This is a genomic window from Bradyrhizobium sp. (genome assembly GCF_035309285.1).
Taxonomy (GTDB): Bacteria; Pseudomonadota; Alphaproteobacteria; order Rhizobiales; family Xanthobacteraceae; genus Bradyrhizobium.
This window is the reverse complement of the sequence record NZ_DATGFH010000136.1, coordinates 15,717-36,427: the sequence shown is the minus strand read 5'-3', so window position 1 is coordinate 36,427 and position 20,711 is coordinate 15,717. Positions and strand designations below refer to the sequence as shown.

Here is a 20,711-nt window from a genome sequence, read left to right as displayed (position 1 = left end):
CACCGAACGCAGCAAGCTGCGCCCTCACCGCGGCATGCCGTAAGCTCCGCTATCCCATAGCCACGGCCCGCTTGCCATCCGACAATCTTGTCCTGATGCCGGCCGCGACCAGCCGTTCGGAACTCCAGTCGCGCGTGTCGACGACGCGATGCACCCAATCGCTCGCCGCCGCACGGAAGCTTGCAGAAGCACGGAGTCCTTCCATGCGACGGCAGGCTTCCGTGAGCTTGATCGCGTGATCGTCGCCGCTCGCGACGGCGAGATCGATGATCTCATCCCACGTTTCATCGGTCGGCTCCCATTGCTCGTTGGAAAGCCCGCTGGAGAAGGCGGCTGCCCATGCCGCGACCGCCTGCCACATATAGGCAAACAGTGTGCTGCGCAGCGCGGGCGAAACCTGTTCGGCAAGCGAGTGCACCGCGGCGGGACCGGTCACAGCGTGCAGAAGCACCGGGGGATGATGATCGGCGTCGCGCAGATAAAGCCGCGCGCCGATTTCGGCCAATTCACCGAGGGCCGACAGCGGGTCGGATGGCTGCGCAAGACGGCTGACGGCCCAGGCAAAGTCCGGACGTTCGTTCAAACGCTCGACGACCTTCGGGGGCGGACCGCGCCGGTCGGTCCCGGGCTCAAGTAGCGGCAACTGCGCCGACGCCGCTTCCAGAGTCAGGGGACCTGCCAGGACCGGCGTGCCCTCGATCGCGCGATAGCGGGCTGCGCAGTAGGCCAGCGCGGCCGCCAGCTCGGTGAGGCGCGGCGGCGTGACAGCATTCTCAAGCGCGCGGGCTGCGTGAGCGCATCTGATGATGCCGTGGGTACCTGCCGCCATGCTGCCGGGAACGAGCCGCGGCAACCAGCGCTCCAGTACGCCGCGCCAGGCCAGTGCTTCCAGCTCCCGGCGAAACAGGTTTTGCCATTCGCCAAGCCGGGCGTAGTCGCCGAGCCGCGGCTGCCAATCCGGACCCAGCGCGGATTCAGCTTGAGGGCTTTCTGCGAGGCGTGGCGCGGCCCGCTCGATCCATTTCCGAACCGCATCCTCGCGTCCCAGCGCGGCGAGAGCCTCGACCACCATCGGCGCGTGATTGGGGGCTCCATTTCGCTGCTCCGGTGCCGCGCGCCGCAGCGCGTCCAGCGCCAGATCGTGAGCTGCATACGACATTCTCGACCTCCATTAGCTTGACACGCAGTAAGTTAGTACATACAAACATGTTAGTTGTTACAAACTTACTTGCAAGCCATGGCTTCGCTTCAGAGATCAAACGATCGTTATCCGACCGGCTCGCGCAAGCAGCAGATCGTTGAAACCGTGTTGCGGCTGGTTGCGGTTCAGGGCACGGAAGCCGTGAGCGTGCAACTGATCGCGGATGCAATCGGTGTCACGCAGCCGGCCGTATTTCGCCACTTCCCGACCAAGGAGGCGATCTGGCTTGCGGTCATGGATTGGCTGGAGGAGCGCCTGGTTGCGATCTATTCAGAGGCTGACGACCCTCACGAGCCGGGTCTCGTTGTGCTGAGCCGCATGTTTCTCGATCACATGAAGCTGATCGAACGCTATCCCGCGCTTGCCAAGCTTGTGCTTTCGGACCACCTGCGGCTTCAGTATCCAAGTCTCCAGGCGCGGTTCGGAAAGATCCACAAGGGCTATTCTCATCGTCTTGCGACACTCATCGAACGTGCCAGGAACGACGGTGCAACTACGGGCCAGATCGCCGGCAAGGAAGCTGCAACTATGTTTCTGAGCCTGATCCAGGGGCTCGGCTTTCAGTTTGCGATCGCGCGTCTGCCCATGAACCTGATGACCGAGGCAGAGCGCGTGCTTGCGCACTATCTGCAGTCGATCACCGCGTCCACCGGCGCCGCAAAAAGCGCGCTCCGAAGCATCGACGCGGCGAAGAAGCGGCGCAAGGTGGCCGCGGCGGTGTAGCCTGCAAACCTCACCGCGGCAAGGCTGCAAGCTCTGCGAGGATGCGCGCCCAGGAGCGGATGCCCTTATGGAAGCTCTTGAGATCGTATTTCTCGTTCGGCGAATGGATGTTGTCGTCGTCGAGGCCGAAGCCAACGAGGAGCGATTCGAGGCCGAGCGTCTTCTTGAAGTCGGCGACAACCGGAATCGAGCCGCCGGACCCGAACAGCACCGCTTCCCTGCCCCACTCCTCCGTCAGCGCTTTCTTTGCGGCACTCAGCGCCTTCATGTCCCACGGCAATGCAATCGCGGGCGCCATGGAATGATCGCCGAACTCGACCTTGCAGTCGCCGGGAATGCGCGCGGTGACGTAATCGCGGAAGGCTTTCCGGATCTTCGCGGGGTCCTGGCCCTCGACGAGGCGGAACGAAATCTTGGCCGAGGCCTCCGCCGGGATCACGGTCTTCGAGCCTTCGCCGGTATAGCCGCCGACGATGCCGTTGATCGAGCAGGTCGGTCGCGAAGAAACCTGCTCGATCAGGAGGCGACCCTTTTCGCCTGCGGGGATCGAAAGCCCGACCGGCTTCAGGAACGTCTCGGGCGTCAGATTGAGCTTCTTCCACTGCGCCAGAATGTCCGGCGGCAAATCTTTCACGCCGTCATAGAAGCCGGGAATGGTGATGTGGCCGTTCTCGTCGAACAGGCCTCCGAGGATGTAGGTCAGCACGCGGATCGGATTGCGCGCGGCGCCGCCGAACAGGCCGGAATGCAGATCGCGTCTCGCCGCCTTGATCCTGACCTCGTCATAGACCAGGCCGCGCAGCGAGGTGGTGATCGCGGGCGTGTTGGGGTCCCACATGCCGGTGTCGCAGACCAGCGCGTAATCGGCCTTCAGCTCGTCCTTGTTGGCTGCCAGGAACGGCGCGAAATTCTTCGAGCCGACCTCCTCCTCGCCCTCGATCAGGAAGGTGATGTCGAGCGGCAGCGACCCCGTTGCCGACTTCCAGGCGCGGCAGGCTTCGATGAAGGTCATGAGCTGGCCCTTGTCGTCCTCGGCGCCGCGGGCGACGATGATCTTGCGGCCATCGGCATGGTCGGTGACCACGGGCTCGAACGGCGGGCGATGCCAGAGATTGAGCGGATCGACCGGCTGCACGTCGTAATGCCCGTAGAACAGCACGTGCGGCCGCGCGCCACCGCCATTTCCCTTGCCGTTGCTTTTAGCGACGACAGCGGGATGACCCGCGGTTGGCCGCACCCTGGCGTCGAAGCCGAGTGAGGCGATATCGCCAGCGAGATGATCGGCGGCCGCCTTGCAATCCCCGGCGAAGGCAGGGTCAGCCGAGATCGATTTGATCCGCAGCAGCGCGAACAGCCGCTGCAGGCTGTTGTCGAAATCGGCATCGATGTGGTCGAGGACTTTTTGCGTCTGGGCGTCGGACATCTTTGTGTTCCCTGCCGTTTCTATGGCGTTGCTTTTAGCTCTGCTGGCGGCGTCGAGCTAGCTGCATCAGGCCTGGGCGGATGCAGAAGATGCCAGACCAGCGTGCCGGCGATGATCACAGTCGCGACGAAATTGTTCCCCCAGGCCTGCAGGTCCCTTGGAAACACCGGCAACGACAGCAACAGCAACAGCCCGACAGCGCCGAGCGCGAGCCAGGTCCAGAGCCGCACCCTCTCGCGCGGGTCATAGGCGCCGCGGTGCATCAGAACGGTCATCGGGAAGATGAGCCACATGAAATAATATTGCCGCGCCAGTGGCGAGGCGACCGTCATCAGGCAGAACAGGAGGCCGAGCTCCTCGGCATCCGACTTTTCCGTGCGGCGCGAGGCCGGCGGCATCACCGTGATATAGCCGAGCCCGATCAAAAGCGAGACCGCGACCACCAGCCAGTTGGCCGCCTTGAAGGAGATGTCGACGACGTTCATCGTCCGCACCGGCCGCGTCGGGTCATCCTGGTTGTAGTTGATCGGCCGCGTCAGCCGATGCGTCATCGCGATGATGGACTGGTTGACCCAGGACCAGTTCTGCTCGTCGCGCTGGCCAAAGCCCTTCTCCGAGCTCGAGGCGACCATGCCCTGGTACCAGGTCTTCAGCTCCGCGACATTCTGCTGGAAGCCACGAACCGGCGCCGGCACGATGAACAGGAAGATGCCGAGGAAGACCAGCATGCTCGCGAGCGCCGTCCATTGCCGCCGCCAGACAAGATAAGGCAGCACCGCGACCGGAAACACCTTGATCGCCGTCGCCAGCGCGAACATCGAGCCTGCCATCCACAGCCGCTGATGCCGCATGGACCAGAACCCGTACAGCATCAGGGCCAGCAGCACGAGGTTCGGCTGACCGAGATCGAACATGTCGAAGACGAAGGTGATGGTGACAAAGCCCGGCAGCGCAAACAGCCACGTGCCGGGCGTACGGTCCGCTCCGGTCATGGCGTTGGTGTAGAGCAGCGTCGCCCACCAGGCCACGATATTCAAGGCGCACAGGCACAGATAGAGCGGGATCTTGCCGAACCACGCCGGGATCGCGAGCAGCACCGCCGACAACGGCGGATAGATGAAATCGAAGATGCGGCCGTCGAGGGGATAGAGGCGAGCGCCGTGCAGCACCTGCTGGCCGGCCCAGTACCATAGCGGATAGTCCTTGGTCTTGCCGCTGCCAAAAATCTCAGGCACCAGCACGAAGGCCGTCAGCACGACGCAGCAGAACAGGAACAGCACCTCGAGCGGCGCCCGCAGCGACGGAAGTCTCATCACATTCGATTTGGGAGAAGTCACGCGACAGCTAGCCTGCGATCATCATCATCGCCGCAGCAGCCCGCCGAGCGCGCCGCGCACCAGCGAGCGGCCGATCGAGCCGCCAAGCTGCCCGCCGACCGATTTGCCGACATCGGCAACCAGGCCGCCGACCACCTTGTCGGTGACCGAGCGCGTGACGTTGCGAGCGATGAGCTGACCGGTCGAAAGCCGGCCATGCCTTGCGTTGGTGCCGAAGACGGTCGAGACGATCGCTCCGACATGGCCCCAGACACCACCGCCGGATGCGCCATCCGCAGTCGCAGCCGCGCCGGCGACGCGCTTCTGCAAGATCTCGTAGGCCGACTCCGCGTCGATCGCGGTGTCGTATTTGCCCTTCACAGGGCTCGCATCCATGATCGCCTTGCGCTCCTCAGGCGTGATTGGCCCGATCCGCGCCGATGGCGGGCGCACCAGCACGCGCTCGACCATCGCCGGCGTGCCGTTACCTTCGAGGAACGACACCAGCGCCTCGCCCTTGCCGAGCTCGGTGATCACCTTGGCGGTATCGAGCTTGGGGTTGGGCCGGAAGGTTTGCGCGGCAGCCGCGACCGCCTTCTGGTCGCGCGGGGTGAAAGCGCGCAGCGCATGCTGCACGCGGTTGCCGAGCTGGCCGAGCACGCGGTCCGGCACGTCGATCGGATTCTGCGTGACGAAATAGACGCCGACGCCCTTCGAACGGATCAGCCGCACCACCTGCTCGATCTTGTCCATCAGCGCCTTCGGCGCGTCGTTGAAGAGCAAGTGCGCCTCGTCGAAGAAGAACACGAGCTTCGGCTTGGGCAGATCGCCGACCTCCGGCAGCTCCTCGAACAGCTCCGACAGCATCCAGAGCAGGAACGTGGCATAGAGCCGCGGGCTCTGCATGAGCTTGTCGGCGACCAGGATATTGATCATGCCGCGGCCATCGCGGTCGGTGCGCATGAAGTCCTTCAGCGACAGCGCCGGCTCGCCGAAGAATTTGCTACCGCCCTGGTTCTCCAGCACCAGAAGCTGGCGCTGGATGGTCCCGACGGTAGCCCTGGTGACATTGCCAAAGCCCTGCGCGGCCTTGCGCAGCGGCGCCAGCGGATCGTCCTCGCCATCGCCCTTCTCGCCGCCTTCCGGCACAATCGCGTCCAAAAGCGCGCGCAGATCCTTCATATCGATCAGCGCGAGCCCGTTGTCGTCGGCGACGCGGAAGGCGACGTTGAGCACCCCCTCCTGCACGCCGTTCAGATCGAGCATGCGCGCGAGCAAGAGCGGGCCCATCTCGGTGACGGTGGCGCGTACCGGGTGGCCCTGCTCGCCGAACACGTCCCAGAAGATCGTCGAAAACTGGTCGGGCTGGAAAGTCAGGCCAATCTCGGCTGCGCGCTTGAGGATAAAATCCTTGGCTTCGCCGACCTCCGAGATACCCGACAGGTCGCCTTTGATATCGGCCGCGAACACCGGGACGCCGGCGCGCGCAAAGCCTTCCGCCATGACCTGCAAGGTCACCGTCTTCCCGGTACCGGTCGCACCGGTGACGAGGCCGTGGCGGTTGGCGAGCGCAAACGCAAGCCAGGCGGTCTCCTCGCCCTTGCCAACGAAAATCTTGTCGTCGGTATCAGCCACCTTGTTGTCGGAAGGTACCATTACGCTCCGCCTGCTCTCGCTCATCCGGGTTTCATTCGCAATCATACTTCATCTTGCAATGCGATTGAAACGGTTCAAAGGCAGCCTTTCCGTGGCGCGCGAGGAACGACGCCGCGATTTCCACCCTCCAAAAGTCGGAACGCACGTATCGCCTGCGACGAATTTGCGCGAATTTGATGCCCGCTCTTGCATTGCTGCAACACTCGCGAGGCGATTGAAGATGGAATGGGGTTTCGCAAGTGGTCATCGCTTGTATTTAGGTTTTTGGAAGCCCAAGATGATTTTGGCTGAGATAAAGGCCGGTCAAACAACCGGTTGAGGACGGGGCAAGATGGACGAGTTGATAGGGCGGCTGGCCTCAAAGGCCAGCATCGATAGTGCTGTCGCTGAAAAAACCGTTGGCATTATCCTGAACTTCCTTCGCAACGAGGGTCCTTCCGACAAGGTTCAGGCACTGATTGACCAAATTCCGGGTGCGGAAGCTGCGATCGCGGCATCCGACAACAACGGCGGCTTTGCACGATTGATGGGCGGCGGATTGATGGCAGTCGGCACAAGGCTGATGGGTCTTGGGCTTGGCATGGGTGAGATTCAGAGCATCGCCCGTGAACTTTTCAGGTTCGGCCGCGACAAAATCGGAGCGGATCGAATGGGCGAGATCATTGCGGGGACACCGGGGCTTAGCCAGTTCGCCTAGAGCACCTTCTTGATATCGAGCATCATGACATATCCGATCTCCGAGATTGAAGGCATGACCGCCTTCTCCGCTTCCAAGCTCAAATCGCTGGGCATTCGCACGACTGACGCGCTGCTGGAAGCCGCCCGTACGGTCAAGGGACGCAAGGCGCTCGCGGTGAAGACCGGGATCAGCGAGCAGCAACTCCTGGAGTGGGCCAATGTCTCGGACTACATGCGCATTCCTGGCATGGGCAGGGCCAAGGTGGGGCTGGTGCGCGCGGCCGGCGTCACTACGGTGCGGGAACTGGCGCTGCGCAATCCGGCGCGGCTTGCGCAGAACATCAAGGAAGTGAACATCAAGCGGAAGCTGGTCCGGGTGCTGCCGTCGGAAAAGTCCGTGGAGCAACTCATTGCGCAGGCCCGCAAGCTGCAGCCAAAAATCACGTATTAGCACCGCTTCCCCCGATCTTGACTCCCATGCGGGGACCGCGCAAAGCGACGCATGGTCAAGATCACCTCCCAATATGCGGTCGCTCCGGCCGAGGTGCTTCATCCGGTGCTGCGGACGCTATTGTCGCGGCCCACGCCGGCCGTGATGGGCGTGTTGAATGTCACGCCGGACTCCTTCTCGGATGGCGGCCAGTTTCTGGAGCCCGACAAGGCCCTGGCGCAGGCCAGGCGCCTGATCGCCGACGGCGCCGACATCATCGACATCGGCGCCGAATCCACCCGCCCCTATGGCGGCGCGCAACCGGTCTCCGCCGACATGGAATTGCGGCGCTTGCAGCCGGTGCTGGCCGCCATCGTAGCGCTCGGCGTTCCCGTCTCCATCGACAGCATGAAGGCCGACGTCATCGCCTGGGCCCTGGACCAGGGTGCCGTGATCGCCAACGACGTCTGGGGCCTGCAACGCGACGGTGCCATGGCGGGCACGATCGCCGCACGCAAGGCTCCCGTGATCGTGATGCACAACCGCGACCGTGCCGATCCCGGCATCGACATCATGGCCGATATCGCCGCCTTCTTCACCCGCTCGCTCGAAATCGCCGCGCGCGCCGGCATCGCCAGGGAAAACATCGTGCTCGATCCCGGCATCGGCTTCGGCAAGACGCAGGAGCAGAGCCTGGTCGTGCTGGCGCAGCTTTCGGAGCTCGACGTATTCGGCCTGCCGCTTCTGGTCGGCGCTTCACGAAAAGTCTTCATCGCCTCCGTCTCGCCGTCGGAGCCGCAGCAGCGCCTCGGCGGATCGATCGCTGCGCACCTTCTTGCGGCCCAGCGCGGAGCGCGGATCATCCGCACCCACGATGTCGCGGAAACCGTGCAGGCGCTGCGGGTGGCGGCGGCCATCGAGGACAGGCAATGACGGATACGATCTTCATCACCGGCGTCGTGATCCATGCCCGCCACGGCGTGATGGAGCACGAGACCGAGGTCGGCCAGCGCTTCGTGATCGACCTCGAATTGTATACGGACTTGGCGGAGTCCTCCCGCACCGATCGTCTCGCCGATACCGTGTCCTATTCCAATGTGGTGACCACCGCGACGGCCGCTTTCCGGGGTGCCAATTACAAGCTCCTCGAACGTGCCGCCGGGGCGGTGGCGGATGCGATATTGGCTGCCTTTCCGCGCATCCGCGCCGTCAAGGTCACCGTGCACAAGCCGCATGCGCCGATCGCCGCGATCTTCGAGGATGTCGGCGTGGTGCTGACCCGCAGCCGGCATCCGCTCCAAAATGGCTAGCGTCCTGATCGCACTCGGCGGCAATGTCGGCGACGTTCGCGCGACCTTCCCCAAGGCGATTGCAACGATCTGCGGCATGGCGCACGCGACCTTGCTGGCGCGCTCATCGGACTATGCCACCCCGCCCTGGGGCGAAGAGGATCAAGCGCGCTTCGTCAATGCCTGCATCGAGATCGAGACCAGCCTCGACCCGCATGCGCTGCTCGTGGCCCTGCACCGGGTCGAGCAGCAGTTCGGCCGCGACCGTGCAGGTGAGCGGCGCTGGGGCCCGCGCACGCTCGACCTCGATCTGATCGCCTATGACAACGTCGCGATCGACAAGCCGGACCTGACGCTCCCGCATCCTCGCCTGTTCGAGCGCGCCTTCGTGCTGGTGCCGCTCGCCGAAATCGCGCCCGATCGCGTGATCCGCGGGCGCCGTGTCGCCGAGGCGCTGGAGGACCTTTCGACCGAGGGGATCGAGCGGCTGCCGGACAGCGCATGGTCTGGAAAAGCATGAAGCGGTTTTCCGCAAGCATGCCCTCGGGCTTGACCCGAGGGATCATGCGCAAAACAAGCGACTAGACACAAAAACAACCGTTTGGCTTGGCCGCGGCGACGTGGCAATTTCCGCGCCAACGAAAGCAGAACTGGCACGCCGGGAGCAGACCTGCCGAATGACCTCCGTGACTGACGATCTCAGCCTTGCCGCCGACTTTCCTCACGCCACCGAGGCGGACTGGCGCAAGCTGGTCGATGGCGTGCTGAAAGGTGCGCCGTTCGAGAAGCTTACGGCGAAGACCTATGATGGCCTGAAGATCGAGCCGATCTATCCCCGCGCGAAAGGCGCGAACCTCGTCGCCGGTCGCGCGCCGGCTTCGCCCTGGCAGATCATGCAGCGGGTCGATCATCCGGATGCGGCGAAGGCCAATGCGATGGCCCTGCTTGATCTCGAAAACGGCGCGACCGGCCTCGAAATCGAGTTCGAGGGCGGACCCGGCGCACGCGGTTTTGGCATTCCGGATGCTTCAGCCGAAACGCTGAAGCGCCTGCTCGACGGCGTCCTCCTCGATGCCGGCATTTCGATCTCGATCCATCCCGTGCTCGGGCGCAGCAATGCGGGCGAAGCCCTCGCCGATCTCATCGAAGCTAGGCGCATCGATCCGGCCAAGGTCGATCTTCGCATCAACTACCAGGCGCTCTCGACGCTGGCGGTGCGCGGACGTGCGGCCGCGACATGGAGCGAGATGGAAAAGCCGTTCGCCAAGGTGGTGAACGGATTGATCGGCCGCGGGCTCAAAGGACCATTCGTGCTGGCCGACGGCCGGCCGGTGCATGATGCCGGCGGCTCCGAGGCGCAGGAGCTGGCGTTTGCGCTGGCGCTCGCGGTCGCTTACTTGCGCACGCTCGAAGCCGGCGGCGTTCCGTTCGACGGGGCGCGTGCGGCAATCTCCTTCCGCTTGATCGCGGACGCCGATCAGTTCCTGACCATGGCAAAATTCCGCGCGCTCCGCCTGCTCTGGGCGCGCGTTGAGGAGGCTTGCGGGCTTCCGCCGAAGCCGGCCTTCATCGCCGCCGAGACCGCCTGGCGGATGCTGACCCAGCGCGACCCCTACGTGAACATGCTGCGCGCGACCATGGCGACCTTCGCGGCAGGGCTTGCCGGCGCCAACGCTATCACCGTGCTGCCGCACACGCTGGCGCTGGGCCTTCCGGACGCATTCGCGCGACGCGTGGCACGCAACACGCAGCTCGTGCTGCTGCAGGAATCCAATCTCGACAAAGTCTCCGATCCCGCTGCGGGCTCCGGCGGCATCGAACGCCTGACAAAGGACCTTTGCGAGTCGGCCTGGTCGTTGTTCCAGGAGATCGAAAAGGCTGGCGGCGCGTTCGCGGCGCTACAGCAGGGCCTGATCCAGAGCAAAGTCGCAGCCACGCGGAAAGCGCGCGAAGCCAATTTATCGAAGCGCCGCGACGTGCTCACCGGCGCGAGCGAATTTCCCAATCTGCACGAGGCACTGGTCGTCATCGAGGACGTAAAGCCGGTGGCATCCGCGCCCGCGAACGAGGCGATCAACTTCGAGCCGATCGCAGCCGTGCGGCTTGCCGCGCCGTTCGAACGCCTGCGCGATCGTTCCGACCAAATCCTCAAAGCCACGGGCAAGCGGCCCCGCGTGTTCCTGGCCAATCTCGGCACCGCAGCCGACTTCACCGCGCGCGCAACCTTCGCCAGGAGCTTCTTTGAGGCCGGCGGTATCGAGGCCATCGATGGCGAAGGCTTTTCCGATCCGGCTACGCTCGCCGCGGCCTGGAAGGCCTCTGGCGCGCCACTGGCCACCCTTTGCTCGTCCGATCAAATCTACGCCCGGCGCGCGATTGACGCCGCAAAGGCCCTGCAAAGCGCCGGCGCGAGGAATATCTATTTGGCAGGACGGCCTGGCGAGCAAGAGGCCGCGCTGCGCGGAGCTGGTGTGGCTGACTTCATCTTTGCCGGAAGCGATGCGCTTGCCTTGTTGCAACGGGCCTATGAGCTGATGGAGCGGATATGAGCGAGGATGCAAAACCTGTTCTCACCGGCGGCTGCCAATGTGGCGCCGTCCGCTTTGCGGTGAAGGCCGCACCGGTCAAGATCAGCATCTGCCATTGCCGGATGTGCCAGAAGGCATCGGGCGCCCCGTTCGCCTCCTTCGCCGATATCGACAAAGGCGATTTCGCCTGGACCAAGGGCAAGCCCGCAGCGTTCCGATCCTCCACCATCGCCGAGCGCGACTACTGCGCCGATTGCGGCACGCCGTTGAGCTTCCGCCGCATCGACGGTCCGCACATCGAGATCATGACCGGCGCCTTTGACCGGCCCGACCGGGTGATTCCGACCCGACAATTCGGTACCGAATCCCGCCTCGGCTGGGTGGTCGGAATCGCCAACCTGCCGAGCCAAACCACGTTGCAGAATTACGGCCCGGACAAGATGGCCACCATCGTCAGCCACCAGCATCCGGATCATGATTAACCTGGCGACGCCGCTAAATATGCTAAGATAAGTACCATGAGCCGCATTCCTGATTTTGCCAATGTCGCATTCGAGCCGGTGGCCGCTGCAGCCCCTGCCGGCAAGGCGGAGCCGTGGCTCACGCCGGAAGGCATCCTGGTAAAGCCGGCCTATGGCGAGGCCGATCTCGCTGATGTCGACTTCCTCGACACGTGGCCCGGCATCGCACCGTATCTGCGCGGCCCCTACCCGACCATGTACGTCAACCAGCCATGGACGATCAGGCAATATGCCGGCTTCTCCACGGCGGAAGATTCCAACGCCTTCTACCGCCGCAACCTCGCGGCCGGTCAAAAAGGCCTGTCCGTCGCTTTTGACCTTGCCACCCATCGTGGCTACGATTCCGATCATCCCCGCGTCTCCGGCGACGTCGGCATGGCTGGCGTCGCGATCGATTCGATCTACGACATGCGCACGCTGTTCGCGGGCATCCCGCTCGACCAGATGAGCGTGTCGATGACCATGAACGGCGCGGTGCTGCCGATCCTCGCGCTGTTCGTGGTCGCCGCCGAAGAACAGGGCGTGCCGCCGGAAAAGCTGTCGGGCACCATTCAGAACGACATTCTGAAAGAGTTCATGGTGCGCAACACCTATATCTATCCGCCCACGCCGTCGATGCGGATCATCTCCGACATCTTCGCCTACACCTCGCAGCGGATGCCGAAGTTCAATTCGATCTCGATCTCTGGCTATCACATGCAGGAGGCCGGCGCGACGCAGGACCTCGAGCTCGCCTATACACTCGCCGACGGCGTCGAGTACTTGCGCGCCGGTCTCGCCGCGGGCCTCGATGTCGACCGGTTTGCGCCGCGGCTGTCGTTCTTCTGGGCAATTGGCATGAACTTCTTCATGGAAGTCGCCAAGATGCGCGCGGCGCGCCTGCTCTGGGCAAAACTCCTCAAGCCGTTCAATCCAAGGGATCCGCGCTCGCTCTCGCTGCGCACGCACTGCCAGACCTCGGGCTGGTCGCTGACCGCGCAGGACGTCTACAATAACGTCGTGCGCACCACGATCGAGGCGATGGCGGCAACCCAAGGCCATACGCAATCGCTGCACACCAACGCCCTCGACGAGGCGCTCGCGCTGCCCACCGATTTCTCCGCGCGCATCGCGCGTAACACGCAATTGTTTCTGCAACAGGAAAGCGGCACCACGCGGATCATCGATCCCTGGGGCGGCTCCTATTATGTCGAGCGCTTGACGCGCGACCTCGCAGCCAAGGCGTGGGGCCATATCCAGGAAGTGGAAGAGCTTGGCGGCATGGCGAAAGCGATCGAGGCCGGCGTGCCGAAGCTGCGCATCGAGGAGGCCTCGGCCAAGACCCAGGCCCGTATCGATGCCGGCCGTCAGGCCGTGATCGGAGTCAACAAGTACAAGCCGACTGACGAGGCGCCGATCGAGATTCTCAAGGTAGAGAATTCCACGGTGCGCCGGCTGCAGATCGACAAGCTCAAGCGCCTGCGTTCCGAGCGCAACCAGAAGGACGTCGAGACCGCGCTCGCGGCATTGACCCGCGGCGCCGAGGGAGGCGGCAATCTGCTCGCGCTCGCGATCGACGCAGCGCGCGCGAAAGCGACAGTCGGCGAGATTTCGGACGCGATGGAGAAGGTGTTCGGTCGCCACCGCGCCGAGATCAAATCCATCACCGGCGTCTACAAGCGGGAGGCGTCCGCGATGTCGAGCAACGTTGAAAAAGTGCAGGCGCTGATCGACGCCTTCGAGGAAGTCGAGGGACGCCGTCCCCGCATCCTCGTCGCCAAGATCGGCCAGGATGGCCATGACCGCGGCCAGAAGGTGATCGCGTCGGCCTTTGCCGATGTCGGTTTTGACGTCGATATCGGGCCGCTGTTTGCGACCGCCGACGAAGCCGCGCGGCAGGCCGTGGAGAACGACGTACATATTCTTGGCGTCTCCTCGCTTGCCGCCGCGCATCTCACGGCAGTGCCCGAACTGAAGGCAGCGCTGAAGAAGCACGGCCGCGAGGACATCATGATCATCGTCGGCGGCGTCGTGCCGCCGCAGGACTATGACGCGCTCTACAAGGCCGGGGCGGAGGCGATCTACCCGCCCGGCACCGTGATCTCGGACGCCGCCGAGGAATTGATCCACAAGCTCAACGCGCGGCTCGGCCATAGCGAGGCGGCGGAATAACCTACCACTGCGATCTGCCATCCCGATTGAACCCTTCGTCCCGGGCCGCGACCAACGATCGTGCTGTTGACCCGCGCGGCAATGTGCAGTGTTCAGCAAGAGTTCAACGAAAACGTGTTGAACTGATCGAACCGGATGAAGTGTCGGAAAGGCAGGACAAGTACATGACGCGGACGAGACTTGTGCGGCATACCGCCATCGCCATCGGATGTCTTGCGGCGATGGCCCTGTGGTCGCCGTTGCGCGCGGACGACCCCAAGCCCGACGCGACGCTCAAGACCAAGGCGAGCGAGGCCAGCGTCTTCCTCGACGCCAGGATCAAAGCCGATCCCGCGCTCGCGGCGGATTGCCTCGCCGAAGGCAAGAAGTGGCTCGACAAGAATGCCGCCGACGCCGCCAAGGAGATGAAGCAGGACCCGAAATTCTTCCATCTCGGCGACGGCGGCTGGTCGTTCGAGCGCAAGTACTGGATTCGCTCCGTGGCTGCCGATCGCTACGTCTCGATCGTCCGCGACGACTACATGGACACCCACGGCGCCCATCCCAACACCGACGTCAACACCATCCTGTGGGACAAGGCCGAGAACAAGCGCATCAGCATCCGCCCGTTCTTCACGGAAACGGCCGACGGCGGCCCGACCATGACCGCGATGCAGAAGGCCATCATCGCTTCGCTGAAGGTCGAGAAGAAGAAGCGCGACTCCAGCGCGACCGCGACCGCCGAATGGTTCAAGAGTGTCGAACCAAGGCTCCTCAAGATTGGCGCGGTGACGCTGGCGCCATCGACCGTGGCCGGCAAGAGCTCCGGTCTCACCTTCCACTATCCGCCCTATGCCGTCGGCCCCTACGCGGAAGGTGACTATGTCGCTTTCGTGCCCTGGGAGACGCTGAAACCCTATTTGACGCCGGAGGGCCAGCGCATCTTCGGCGGCGCACGCCCGAAGCGCGATTCCGAGGACCAATAACAGCCCGTGGCGTGTTGGCTGGATTGAGCGCACGCTGCCGGCGTGTGTGACCGGGGATAGCCGGGGCTGAGGCCCTCGCACACGCCACGCGCCCGGTGTACACCAAGCCATGGCCCCGCCTAAGGTCCCCGACATCAAAGCCCTCGCCAGGGAGCTCCGCGCCGGCGACCGCGCCGCGCTTGCCCGCGCCATCACGCTGATCGAGAGCCGGCGTGCCGATCACCAGGCGGCCGCGCGTGATCTGGTGCAGGCGCTCTTGCCAAGCACCGGCAAGGCGATCCGCGTCGGCATCACTGGCTCGCCTGGGGTCGGCAAATCCACCACCATCGACGCGCTCGGCATGTATCTGATCGAGCACGGCCAGAGGCTCGCGGTGCTGGCGGTCGACCCTTCCTCCGCGCGCACCGGCGGCTCGATCCTCGGCGACAAGACGCGGATGGCGCGCTTGGCGGCGTCGGAACACGCCTACATCCGCCCCTCGCCCGCTTCCGGCACGCTCGGCGGCGTGGCCGCCAAGACCCGCGAGGCGATGCTGCTGTGCGAGGCCGCCGGCTTCGACGTGATCCTGGTCGAGACCGTCGGCATCGGCCAGTCAGAGACCGCGGTCGCCGACATGACCGACTTCTTCCTGGCCCTGATGCTGCCCGGCGCCGGCGACGAATTGCAGGGCATCAAGAAGGGCCTGGTCGAGATCGCCGACATGATCGCAATCAACAAGGCCGACGGCGACAACGTCAAGAGCGCCAATCGCGCCGCGGCCGACTATCGCAGCGCGCTGCATCTTCTCAGCTCGCGTTCGGAACGCTGGCATCCGCCAGTCGTCACCTATTCCGCGCTGACCGGCGCCGGTATCGCCGAGCTCTGGCAGAAGATCCTCGACCATCGCACGGCGATGACCGCGTCCGGCGACTTCGCCGCGCGGCGACGCGAGCAGCAGGTGAAGTGGATGTGGTCGATGCTAGAGCAGCGCATGCTGGCGCGGCTGCGCGCCGACGCATCCACGCGCGCCAGAGTGAAGAAGATCGAAAGCGATGTTGCCGACGGCCGCCTCGCGCCGGCGGTCGCCGCCGGTCAGATGATGGAGTTGCTATGATGGGCGACAAGCTCAGGATTCTCGTCACGGGCTTCGGCCCGTTTCCAGGCGCGCCGTTCAACCCAACCATGCCGCTGGTCGAGCGGCTCATACATCTGCGCCGTCCGGCCTTCGACGATCTCGAGCTGTCGAGCCACATCTTCCATGTCACCTATGCCACCGTCGATCGCGAGCTACCCAAGCTGTTGGCAAAGCAGCGGCCGCACGCACTGTTGATGTTCGGCCTCGCGTCGCGAACGTCTTATCTGCGCGTCGAGACGCGCGCGCGCAATGCGATCACCACGATCTGGCCCGATGCCGACGGCACACGCGTCCGTAAGGGATCGATTGCCGCGAATAGTGACGCCCTGACGTTCGGCCCGCATACCGCAAAGCTGTTGCGCGCCGCGCTCGCGACCGGGATCGATGCGCGCGCCTCGCGCGACGCCGGCAGCTATCTCTGCAACTACCTGAGCTGGCGCGCGATCGAGGCGACGCACCAGAAGGACGGCCCTCGCCTCGCGGCCTTCATCCATGTTCCCCTGCTCGCGCGCGATGGCGCGGTAAAGGCGGGCCGCATCGGCCTGGAGGATCTGGTCGATGCCGGCGAAGCCATGCTCTCGGAACTGGTGCGGCTTACGCGCGGCGCGGTGCGCGAAAACGGCCTGATCCTGAACCTCCGTTAACCCTACCCCCAACTATCGCACTCGCCGCGACAGCGTTCCGCCGCGCGCGAACGCATTTATGGGGTACGTCACGGCATTGCGCCCCTTTTGCGGGAAGACGGTCATGGACCTCAATCGCCGCCATCTGATCGGAGCCACGGCTGCCGGCGTCGCCGGCGCCGTTACCGCTTCGCCGGAAGCCGCACGCGCCACGCAATTGACGTCCGCGCTCGGCCGCAATGTCACTCAACATGGCGTGCGGCCCGGCAGTCCGGACGACCAGACGGGCGCCCTGCAACGCGCAATCGATGATGCCGCGCGCAGTGCCGTGCCGTTGGCACTGCCGCCCGGAGTCTATCGCGTGGGCACGCTGCATCTTGCGAATGGCACGCACCTCCTCGGCGTGCGCGGCGCGACGAGGCTCGTCTTCAATGGTGGCGGATCGATGCTGCTCGGCGAAGGCGCCGGCCACATCGGTATCGACGGCATCATTTGCGACGGCAGCAACATCCCCCTGCCCGCCCGGCATGGGCTGATCCATTGTCTCGGCGGCCAGGACATCCGCATCACCGATTGCGAGATATTGAATAGCGGCGGCAACGCCATCTGGCTCGAGCAGGTCTCGGGCGACGTCTCCAACAACATCATCTCCGATACTGCGGTGACGGCGATCACCTCATTCGACGCGCGGGGCTTGATCGTCTCGCGCAACACCATCACGCGCACCAGCGACAACGGCATCGAGATCCTGCGCTACGAGATCGGCGACGACGGCACGCTGGTCGCCGACAACCGCATCGAGGACATCAAGGCCGGTCCCGGCGGCTCCGGACAGTACGGCAACGCCATCAATGCATATCGCGCGGGCAACGTGATCGTGCGCGGCAACCGCGTCAGCAATTGCGACTACTCCGCGGTGCGCGGCAATTCAGCCTCCAACATCCAGATCGTCAACAACAGCATCAGCGATGTCCGCGAGGTGGCGCTTTATTCGGAGTTCTCGTTCGAGGGCGCGGTGATCTCGGGCAACACCGTGGACGGCGCCGCCTTTGGCGTGTCCGTCTGCAATTTCGACCAGGGGGGACGCATCGCCGTCGTCCAGGGCAACGTCATCCGCAATCTCTTGCCCAAGCGGCCGATCGGGACTGCGCCCGACGACGAGGCCGGCATCGGCATTTATGTCGAGGCCGACAGCGCCGTGACCGGCAATGTCATCGAGAACGCGCCCGCCTTCGGCATCGTCGCCGGCTGGGGCAAATATCTGCGCGACGTTGCGATCACAGGCAACGTGATCCGCAAGGCCTTTGCCGGCATCGGCGTGTCGGTGACGGCGGGCGCGGGCACAGCGCTTGTCAACAACAACATGATCTCGGAAGCACCGCGCGGCGCGGTTGTCGGCCTCGATCACGCCCGCGCAGTCACCGCGGATTTGTCCGCCGACGGCGCCCAGCGCTATGCGCAGGTCGTGATCGGAAACAACGCGGTGCGGCGCTGATCCGCTCAGAGCGTGTTGCGGAGCAGCGGATAGCGCTGCTCGATCGCGCTCAAATCCAGCACCTGCTCGGCGGTCCCGAGCGCCCGCTCCAACGCCAGCATGTCGATCACCGGGCTGGCCGACGCCTCCTCCGCTGCGACCGCGGCGGGCGGCGGCACGATCGGCCTGGGCGCGACCGCGGACGATGGCCCGGCGATGGGAGGCCGTAGCTCTCGCGCCGGCTCGGGCCGCCTCACCTTGATCACGGGTTCGGCCGCCGCGCGAGGCGCCGAGAGGCCGCGCCAGGTTTCGACGGCGACCTTGGCTTCCCTGATATTTTCGAGAAAAGCCACCTCGCCATAGTAGCGGCGCCAGCGGCCGCTTTCGAACAGCTCGGTGAGATGCTCCAGCCGCTGCTCTGCGAGCATGCGCCAGCGACCGAGCACATCGCTCGTCGCGTTGTTGCGATCTGTCATGAATCAGCCCGTAAAAGAAGGAACGGACGCAACAGCAACGCAACGAATCAACGAGACGTGGCATCAAGATTTTGTGGAAAAGATTCGCGTTGTCCAGAGCGGTTCACCGCTTTGCCACGAACTCCGTAGTCGACCGGATTCGCGAGGCGGAAAAATGAAGACCCGTCCGGGGGGACAACCGGACGGGTCAAGCCATATGGGCGCTTGGGGTGGATGGGCGCTCGCGCCTGATATAGCCATGGGGAGGGATTACCGCTCCCACATGCATTGGTCGCCACTCTCTCCCGGTCCGTTCAAAGCGGCGGCTATTTTTTTAACCCTTTTCGAACGGCCATTTTGTCGCACGAGCTTTATCGCTCGGCCGGCTCATGCGGCGCGGCGCTGGCCGGCTTTTCCGACGCCGCGGTCGAAACCTGCGGCGCCAGAGCGCGAACCGGCTGGGTTTCGTGCTGTTCCGCACTGTTTTCGTGGGATACCTCGCCAGGTGGCGACGACGTGGAGGCGACCGGCGCGGACTGCTCGCCGATCACAGCCTGGACAGCGGCATAGGCGTCGGCTTCACCGGCGCCGAACAGATCATCACGTCCTGGTGAACCGAGGTCACGCGCGGTGCGCAGCAGAATTGCCCGCAATTCCTCAGGCTTCAACGCCAGATTGCGCTGAAGCATCAGCGCAGCCGCGCCGCTGACAAAGGCGGCGGAGAACGACGTACCGGACGTCACCTGATACTTCTCCTCCGGCGCCGGCAGGAACACGTCCGAGCCGGGCGCTGCCAGCGCGATATAGCTGCCGCGATTGGACGCCGCGAACAGATGGTCCCGTGCATCGGTCGCGCTGACCGCAATCACGTTCGGGTTGGCGGCCGGGTAAAGTGGTGGCGACTTCGCACCGCCATTGCCCGCCGCCGCCACCATCGTGATGCCCTTCGCCGCCACTGCGTTGATGCCGCGCTCGATCAGCGGGTCCTTGGGACCGGCAAAGCTCATGTTGATGATCCGCGCCTCTTTGCGGAAGGCGTAGTCGAGCGACTTCAGAATGACGAAGGAATTGCTCTGTGCGCCGTTCGAGGTGCCGCTGAAGGCGCGGATCGCAATCAGTTGCGCCGCGGGCGCGCTGCCCATCAGCCGGGCGTGGGCCACGATCGCACCGGCAATGCCGGTGCCGTGCACATGCGGGCCTTCGCTGGAGCCCAGAGCATCGAAACTGTCGATGACCGAACCCGCGAGCTCGCGATGCCTCACGTCGATCCCGGAGTCGATCACCGCGACCTTGATGCCCGTGCCGCGCGCGAGCGTATGCGCCTCCGGCAGGCGCATCTTTGCAAGTACATATTGCGCGGGATCTCCCTCGGCCGGCACTTTGGCCTTCTGCTCCTGCACGAAATAGCGATAATTCGGCTGCACCGAGCGCACGCTGACGTCGCCGGAGAACTCGCGGCTTGCCGTCTCGAAAGCGCGGCCATCGGTGATGCGGAACAGGCCGATCGTCGCATCGATCACCGGAAAATGCTCAGATCCGATGCGCCTCAGGCCATGACGCCGCGCCAGCGCGTCGGCCTGCTCGTCGGTGAGCGCGCCGTCGATCTCGGCGACGATCTCGTCGCTGACGGTAAGCAGATTGGCTGCCGCCAGCGCGGCATTGCGGCGCGAACCGCCGCGCCTCGCCCTGTGCTTCGCATTCGAACCATTGCCGGCGGCGTTGGCAAAGACATCGACGCAATCGCCATCGCCTCCGCGCTCGGCTGCTTCGCAAGCGGGATAGAGGTTCGGCGAGGTGTGCAGATAGGGAAATTGCGGACGCACCACCGTCCGTCCGACCAGTGTCGGTGGCGGCGGCGTGCGGATCACCGGTGTCACGTGGCCGACATTGATGCCGGGGTTGGCGTGAGGCGCCACCACCGGATTGACGTGGGTCGCCACGCCCGGGTTGACATGGGGCGTCACAATGGGACCCGGACTCGCACTGATGTTGGGGATGCGGGGTGGTGTATTGATGGTGGGGAAGTGCATGATGCTCTGGGCATCGGCCGCGGGGGCCAGCACGATCGCGAACGCGGCAACCGCGCCTGCACGACAAAGCTTCATCCAAAAGTTTGCACGATCGTAGCGCATGGGACCTCCGACTGCGGCGGACGTCGCGCGCA

The 20,711-nt window shown here is 64.5% G+C and carries 19 protein-coding genes; 13 read left to right on the top strand and 6 right to left on the bottom strand.

The window, feature by feature from the left end; all coding sequences use genetic code 11:
• Positions 1 to 49: 49 nt before the first annotated feature.
• Complete coding sequence (locus VKR55_RS25825) at positions 50 to 1,159, bottom strand: questin oxidase family protein (protein ID WP_324407821.1); 1,110 nt, start codon at positions 1,157 to 1,159, stop codon at positions 50 to 52.
• A gap of 78 nt (positions 1,160 to 1,237) precedes the next feature.
• Here VKR55_RS25825 and VKR55_RS25820 point away from each other — a divergent pair, with 78 nt between their 5' ends.
• Positions 1,238 to 1,924, top strand: a complete 687-nt coding sequence (locus VKR55_RS25820) for a TetR/AcrR family transcriptional regulator (RefSeq protein ID WP_324407820.1) — start codon at positions 1,238 to 1,240, stop codon at positions 1,922 to 1,924.
• Positions 1,925 to 1,934: 10 nt separating this feature from the next.
• Here VKR55_RS25820 and VKR55_RS25815 read toward each other — a convergent pair whose 3' ends face one another.
• The 3 genes from VKR55_RS25815 to VKR55_RS25805 are packed head-to-tail and all read right to left on the bottom strand — an operon-like array spanning position 1,935 to position 6,319.
• Entirely contained in the window at positions 1,935 to 3,347 is a 1,413-nt protein-coding gene (locus tag VKR55_RS25815) for a M20/M25/M40 family metallo-hydrolase (protein ID WP_324407818.1), read from the bottom strand.
• Between the two features lie 20 nt (positions 3,348 to 3,367).
• A complete protein-coding gene (locus VKR55_RS25810; protein ID WP_324407816.1) occupies positions 3,368 to 4,660 on the bottom strand; it encodes a glycosyltransferase family 87 protein in 1,293 nt (430 codons plus the stop codon).
• 48 nt (positions 4,661 to 4,708) lie between these two features.
• A complete protein-coding gene (locus VKR55_RS25805; protein WP_324407815.1) occupies positions 4,709 to 6,319 on the bottom strand; it encodes a helicase HerA-like domain-containing protein in 1,611 nt (536 codons plus the stop codon).
• A 331-nt stretch (positions 6,320 to 6,650) separates the two neighbouring features.
• Between VKR55_RS25805 and VKR55_RS25800 the strand changes: the two genes are divergently transcribed.
• The 12 genes from VKR55_RS25800 to VKR55_RS25745 all read left to right on the top strand — a co-directional run bounded on the left by VKR55_RS25800 (position 6,651) and on the right by VKR55_RS25745 (position 18,113).
• Complete coding sequence (locus VKR55_RS25800) at positions 6,651 to 7,016, top strand: DUF2267 domain-containing protein (protein WP_324407813.1); 366 nt, start codon at positions 6,651 to 6,653, stop codon at positions 7,014 to 7,016.
• Between the two features lie 24 nt (positions 7,017 to 7,040).
• The gene (locus VKR55_RS25795) at positions 7,041 to 7,448 is read left to right on the top strand and encodes a DUF4332 domain-containing protein (protein WP_324407811.1); all 408 of its coding nucleotides are present in this window, start codon (positions 7,041 to 7,043) and stop codon (positions 7,446 to 7,448) included.
• Between the two features lie 51 nt (positions 7,449 to 7,499).
• The gene (folP, locus tag VKR55_RS25790) at positions 7,500 to 8,360 is read left to right on the top strand and encodes a dihydropteroate synthase (protein WP_324407809.1); all 861 of its coding nucleotides are present in this window, start codon (positions 7,500 to 7,502) and stop codon (positions 8,358 to 8,360) included.
• The gene (gene folB / locus VKR55_RS25785) at positions 8,357 to 8,737 is read left to right on the top strand and encodes a dihydroneopterin aldolase (protein WP_324407808.1); all 381 of its coding nucleotides are present in this window, start codon (positions 8,357 to 8,359) and stop codon (positions 8,735 to 8,737) included. The genes folP and folB overlap by 4 nt, the downstream gene beginning before the upstream one ends.
• Positions 8,730 to 9,236, top strand: a complete 507-nt coding sequence (gene folK, locus VKR55_RS25780) for a 2-amino-4-hydroxy-6-hydroxymethyldihydropteridine diphosphokinase (RefSeq protein WP_324407806.1) — start codon at positions 8,730 to 8,732, stop codon at positions 9,234 to 9,236. The genes folB and folK overlap by 8 nt, the downstream gene beginning before the upstream one ends.
• A 157-nt stretch (positions 9,237 to 9,393) precedes the next feature.
• Positions 9,394 to 11,265 carry a methylmalonyl-CoA mutase family protein gene (locus tag VKR55_RS25775; RefSeq protein ID WP_324407805.1) on the top strand — a complete coding sequence of 624 codons (1,872 nt, stop codon included), beginning with the start codon at positions 9,394 to 9,396 and terminating at the stop codon, positions 11,263 to 11,265.
• A complete protein-coding gene (locus tag VKR55_RS25770; protein ID WP_324407803.1) occupies positions 11,262 to 11,726 on the top strand; it encodes a GFA family protein in 465 nt (154 codons plus the stop codon). Before VKR55_RS25775 ends, VKR55_RS25770 begins: the two co-directional genes overlap by 4 nt.
• Positions 11,727 to 11,762: 36 nt before the next feature.
• Positions 11,763 to 13,916 carry a methylmalonyl-CoA mutase gene (gene scpA, locus VKR55_RS25765; RefSeq protein WP_324407801.1) on the top strand — a complete coding sequence of 718 codons (2,154 nt, stop codon included), beginning with the start codon at positions 11,763 to 11,765 and terminating at the stop codon, positions 13,914 to 13,916.
• A 221-nt stretch (positions 13,917 to 14,137) separates the two neighbouring features.
• Positions 14,138 to 14,881, top strand: a complete 744-nt coding sequence (locus VKR55_RS25760) for a DUF3298 and DUF4163 domain-containing protein (RefSeq protein ID WP_324407861.1) — start codon at positions 14,138 to 14,140, stop codon at positions 14,879 to 14,881.
• Between the two features lie 109 nt (positions 14,882 to 14,990).
• Positions 14,991 to 15,974, top strand: a complete 984-nt coding sequence (gene meaB, locus VKR55_RS25755) for a methylmalonyl Co-A mutase-associated GTPase MeaB (protein WP_324407799.1) — start codon at positions 14,991 to 14,993, stop codon at positions 15,972 to 15,974.
• Positions 15,974 to 16,639 (top strand): pyroglutamyl-peptidase I, encoded by a 666-nt coding sequence (locus VKR55_RS25750; RefSeq protein ID WP_324407797.1) that lies wholly within the window; start codon positions 15,974 to 15,976, stop codon positions 16,637 to 16,639. The genes meaB and VKR55_RS25750 overlap by 1 nt, the downstream gene beginning before the upstream one ends.
• A 103-nt stretch (positions 16,640 to 16,742) precedes the next feature.
• A complete protein-coding gene (locus tag VKR55_RS25745) occupies positions 16,743 to 18,113 on the top strand; it encodes a TIGR03808 family TAT-translocated repetitive protein (RefSeq protein WP_324407796.1) in 1,371 nt (456 codons plus the stop codon).
• A 5-nt stretch (positions 18,114 to 18,118) separates the two neighbouring features.
• Here the strand turns inward: VKR55_RS25745 and VKR55_RS25740 are convergent, their stop codons facing one another.
• A complete protein-coding gene (locus tag VKR55_RS25740) occupies positions 18,119 to 18,568 on the bottom strand; it encodes a TIGR03809 family protein (RefSeq protein ID WP_324407794.1) in 450 nt (149 codons plus the stop codon).
• Between the two features lie 350 nt (positions 18,569 to 18,918).
• Positions 18,919 to 20,652 (bottom strand): S8 family serine peptidase, encoded by a 1,734-nt coding sequence (locus tag VKR55_RS25735; RefSeq protein ID WP_324407792.1) that lies wholly within the window; start codon positions 20,650 to 20,652, stop codon positions 18,919 to 18,921.
• Positions 20,653 to 20,711 lie beyond the last annotated feature (59 nt).

Coding starts and splice junctions, on each gene's coding strand:
- VKR55_RS25825 (WP_324407821.1), bottom strand. CDS start 1,159: ATGTCGTATGCAGCTCACGATCTGGCGCTGGACGCGCTGCGGCGCGCG.
- VKR55_RS25770 (WP_324407803.1), top strand. CDS start 11,262: ATGAGCGAGGATGCAAAACCTGTTCTCACCGGCGGCTGCCAATGTGGC.
- VKR55_RS25735 (WP_324407792.1), bottom strand. CDS start 20,652: ATGAAGCTTTGTCGTGCAGGCGCGGTTGCCGCGTTCGCGATCGTGCTG.
- VKR55_RS25795 (WP_324407811.1), top strand. CDS start 7,041: ATGACATATCCGATCTCCGAGATTGAAGGCATGACCGCCTTCTCCGCT.
- VKR55_RS25745 (WP_324407796.1), top strand. CDS start 16,743: ATGGACCTCAATCGCCGCCATCTGATCGGAGCCACGGCTGCCGGCGTC.
- folB (WP_324407808.1), top strand. CDS start 8,357: ATGACGGATACGATCTTCATCACCGGCGTCGTGATCCATGCCCGCCAC.
- VKR55_RS25815 (WP_324407818.1), bottom strand. CDS start 3,347: ATGTCCGACGCCCAGACGCAAAAAGTCCTCGACCACATCGATGCCGAT.
- VKR55_RS25805 (WP_324407815.1), bottom strand. CDS start 6,319: ATGGTACCTTCCGACAACAAGGTGGCTGATACCGACGACAAGATTTTC.
- VKR55_RS25820 (WP_324407820.1), top strand. CDS start 1,238: ATGGCTTCGCTTCAGAGATCAAACGATCGTTATCCGACCGGCTCGCGC.
- folP (WP_324407809.1), top strand. CDS start 7,500: ATGGTCAAGATCACCTCCCAATATGCGGTCGCTCCGGCCGAGGTGCTT.
- meaB (WP_324407799.1), top strand. CDS start 14,991: ATGGCCCCGCCTAAGGTCCCCGACATCAAAGCCCTCGCCAGGGAGCTC.
- VKR55_RS25775 (WP_324407805.1), top strand. CDS start 9,394: ATGACCTCCGTGACTGACGATCTCAGCCTTGCCGCCGACTTTCCTCAC.
- folK (WP_324407806.1), top strand. CDS start 8,730: ATGGCTAGCGTCCTGATCGCACTCGGCGGCAATGTCGGCGACGTTCGC.
- VKR55_RS25740 (WP_324407794.1), bottom strand. CDS start 18,568: ATGACAGATCGCAACAACGCGACGAGCGATGTGCTCGGTCGCTGGCGC.
- VKR55_RS25810 (WP_324407816.1), bottom strand. CDS start 4,660: ATGAGACTTCCGTCGCTGCGGGCGCCGCTCGAGGTGCTGTTCCTGTTC.
- VKR55_RS25760 (WP_324407861.1), top strand. CDS start 14,138: ATGGCCCTGTGGTCGCCGTTGCGCGCGGACGACCCCAAGCCCGACGCG.
- scpA (WP_324407801.1), top strand. CDS start 11,763: ATGAGCCGCATTCCTGATTTTGCCAATGTCGCATTCGAGCCGGTGGCC.
- VKR55_RS25800 (WP_324407813.1), top strand. CDS start 6,651: ATGGACGAGTTGATAGGGCGGCTGGCCTCAAAGGCCAGCATCGATAGT.
- VKR55_RS25750 (WP_324407797.1), top strand. CDS start 15,974: ATGGGCGACAAGCTCAGGATTCTCGTCACGGGCTTCGGCCCGTTTCCA.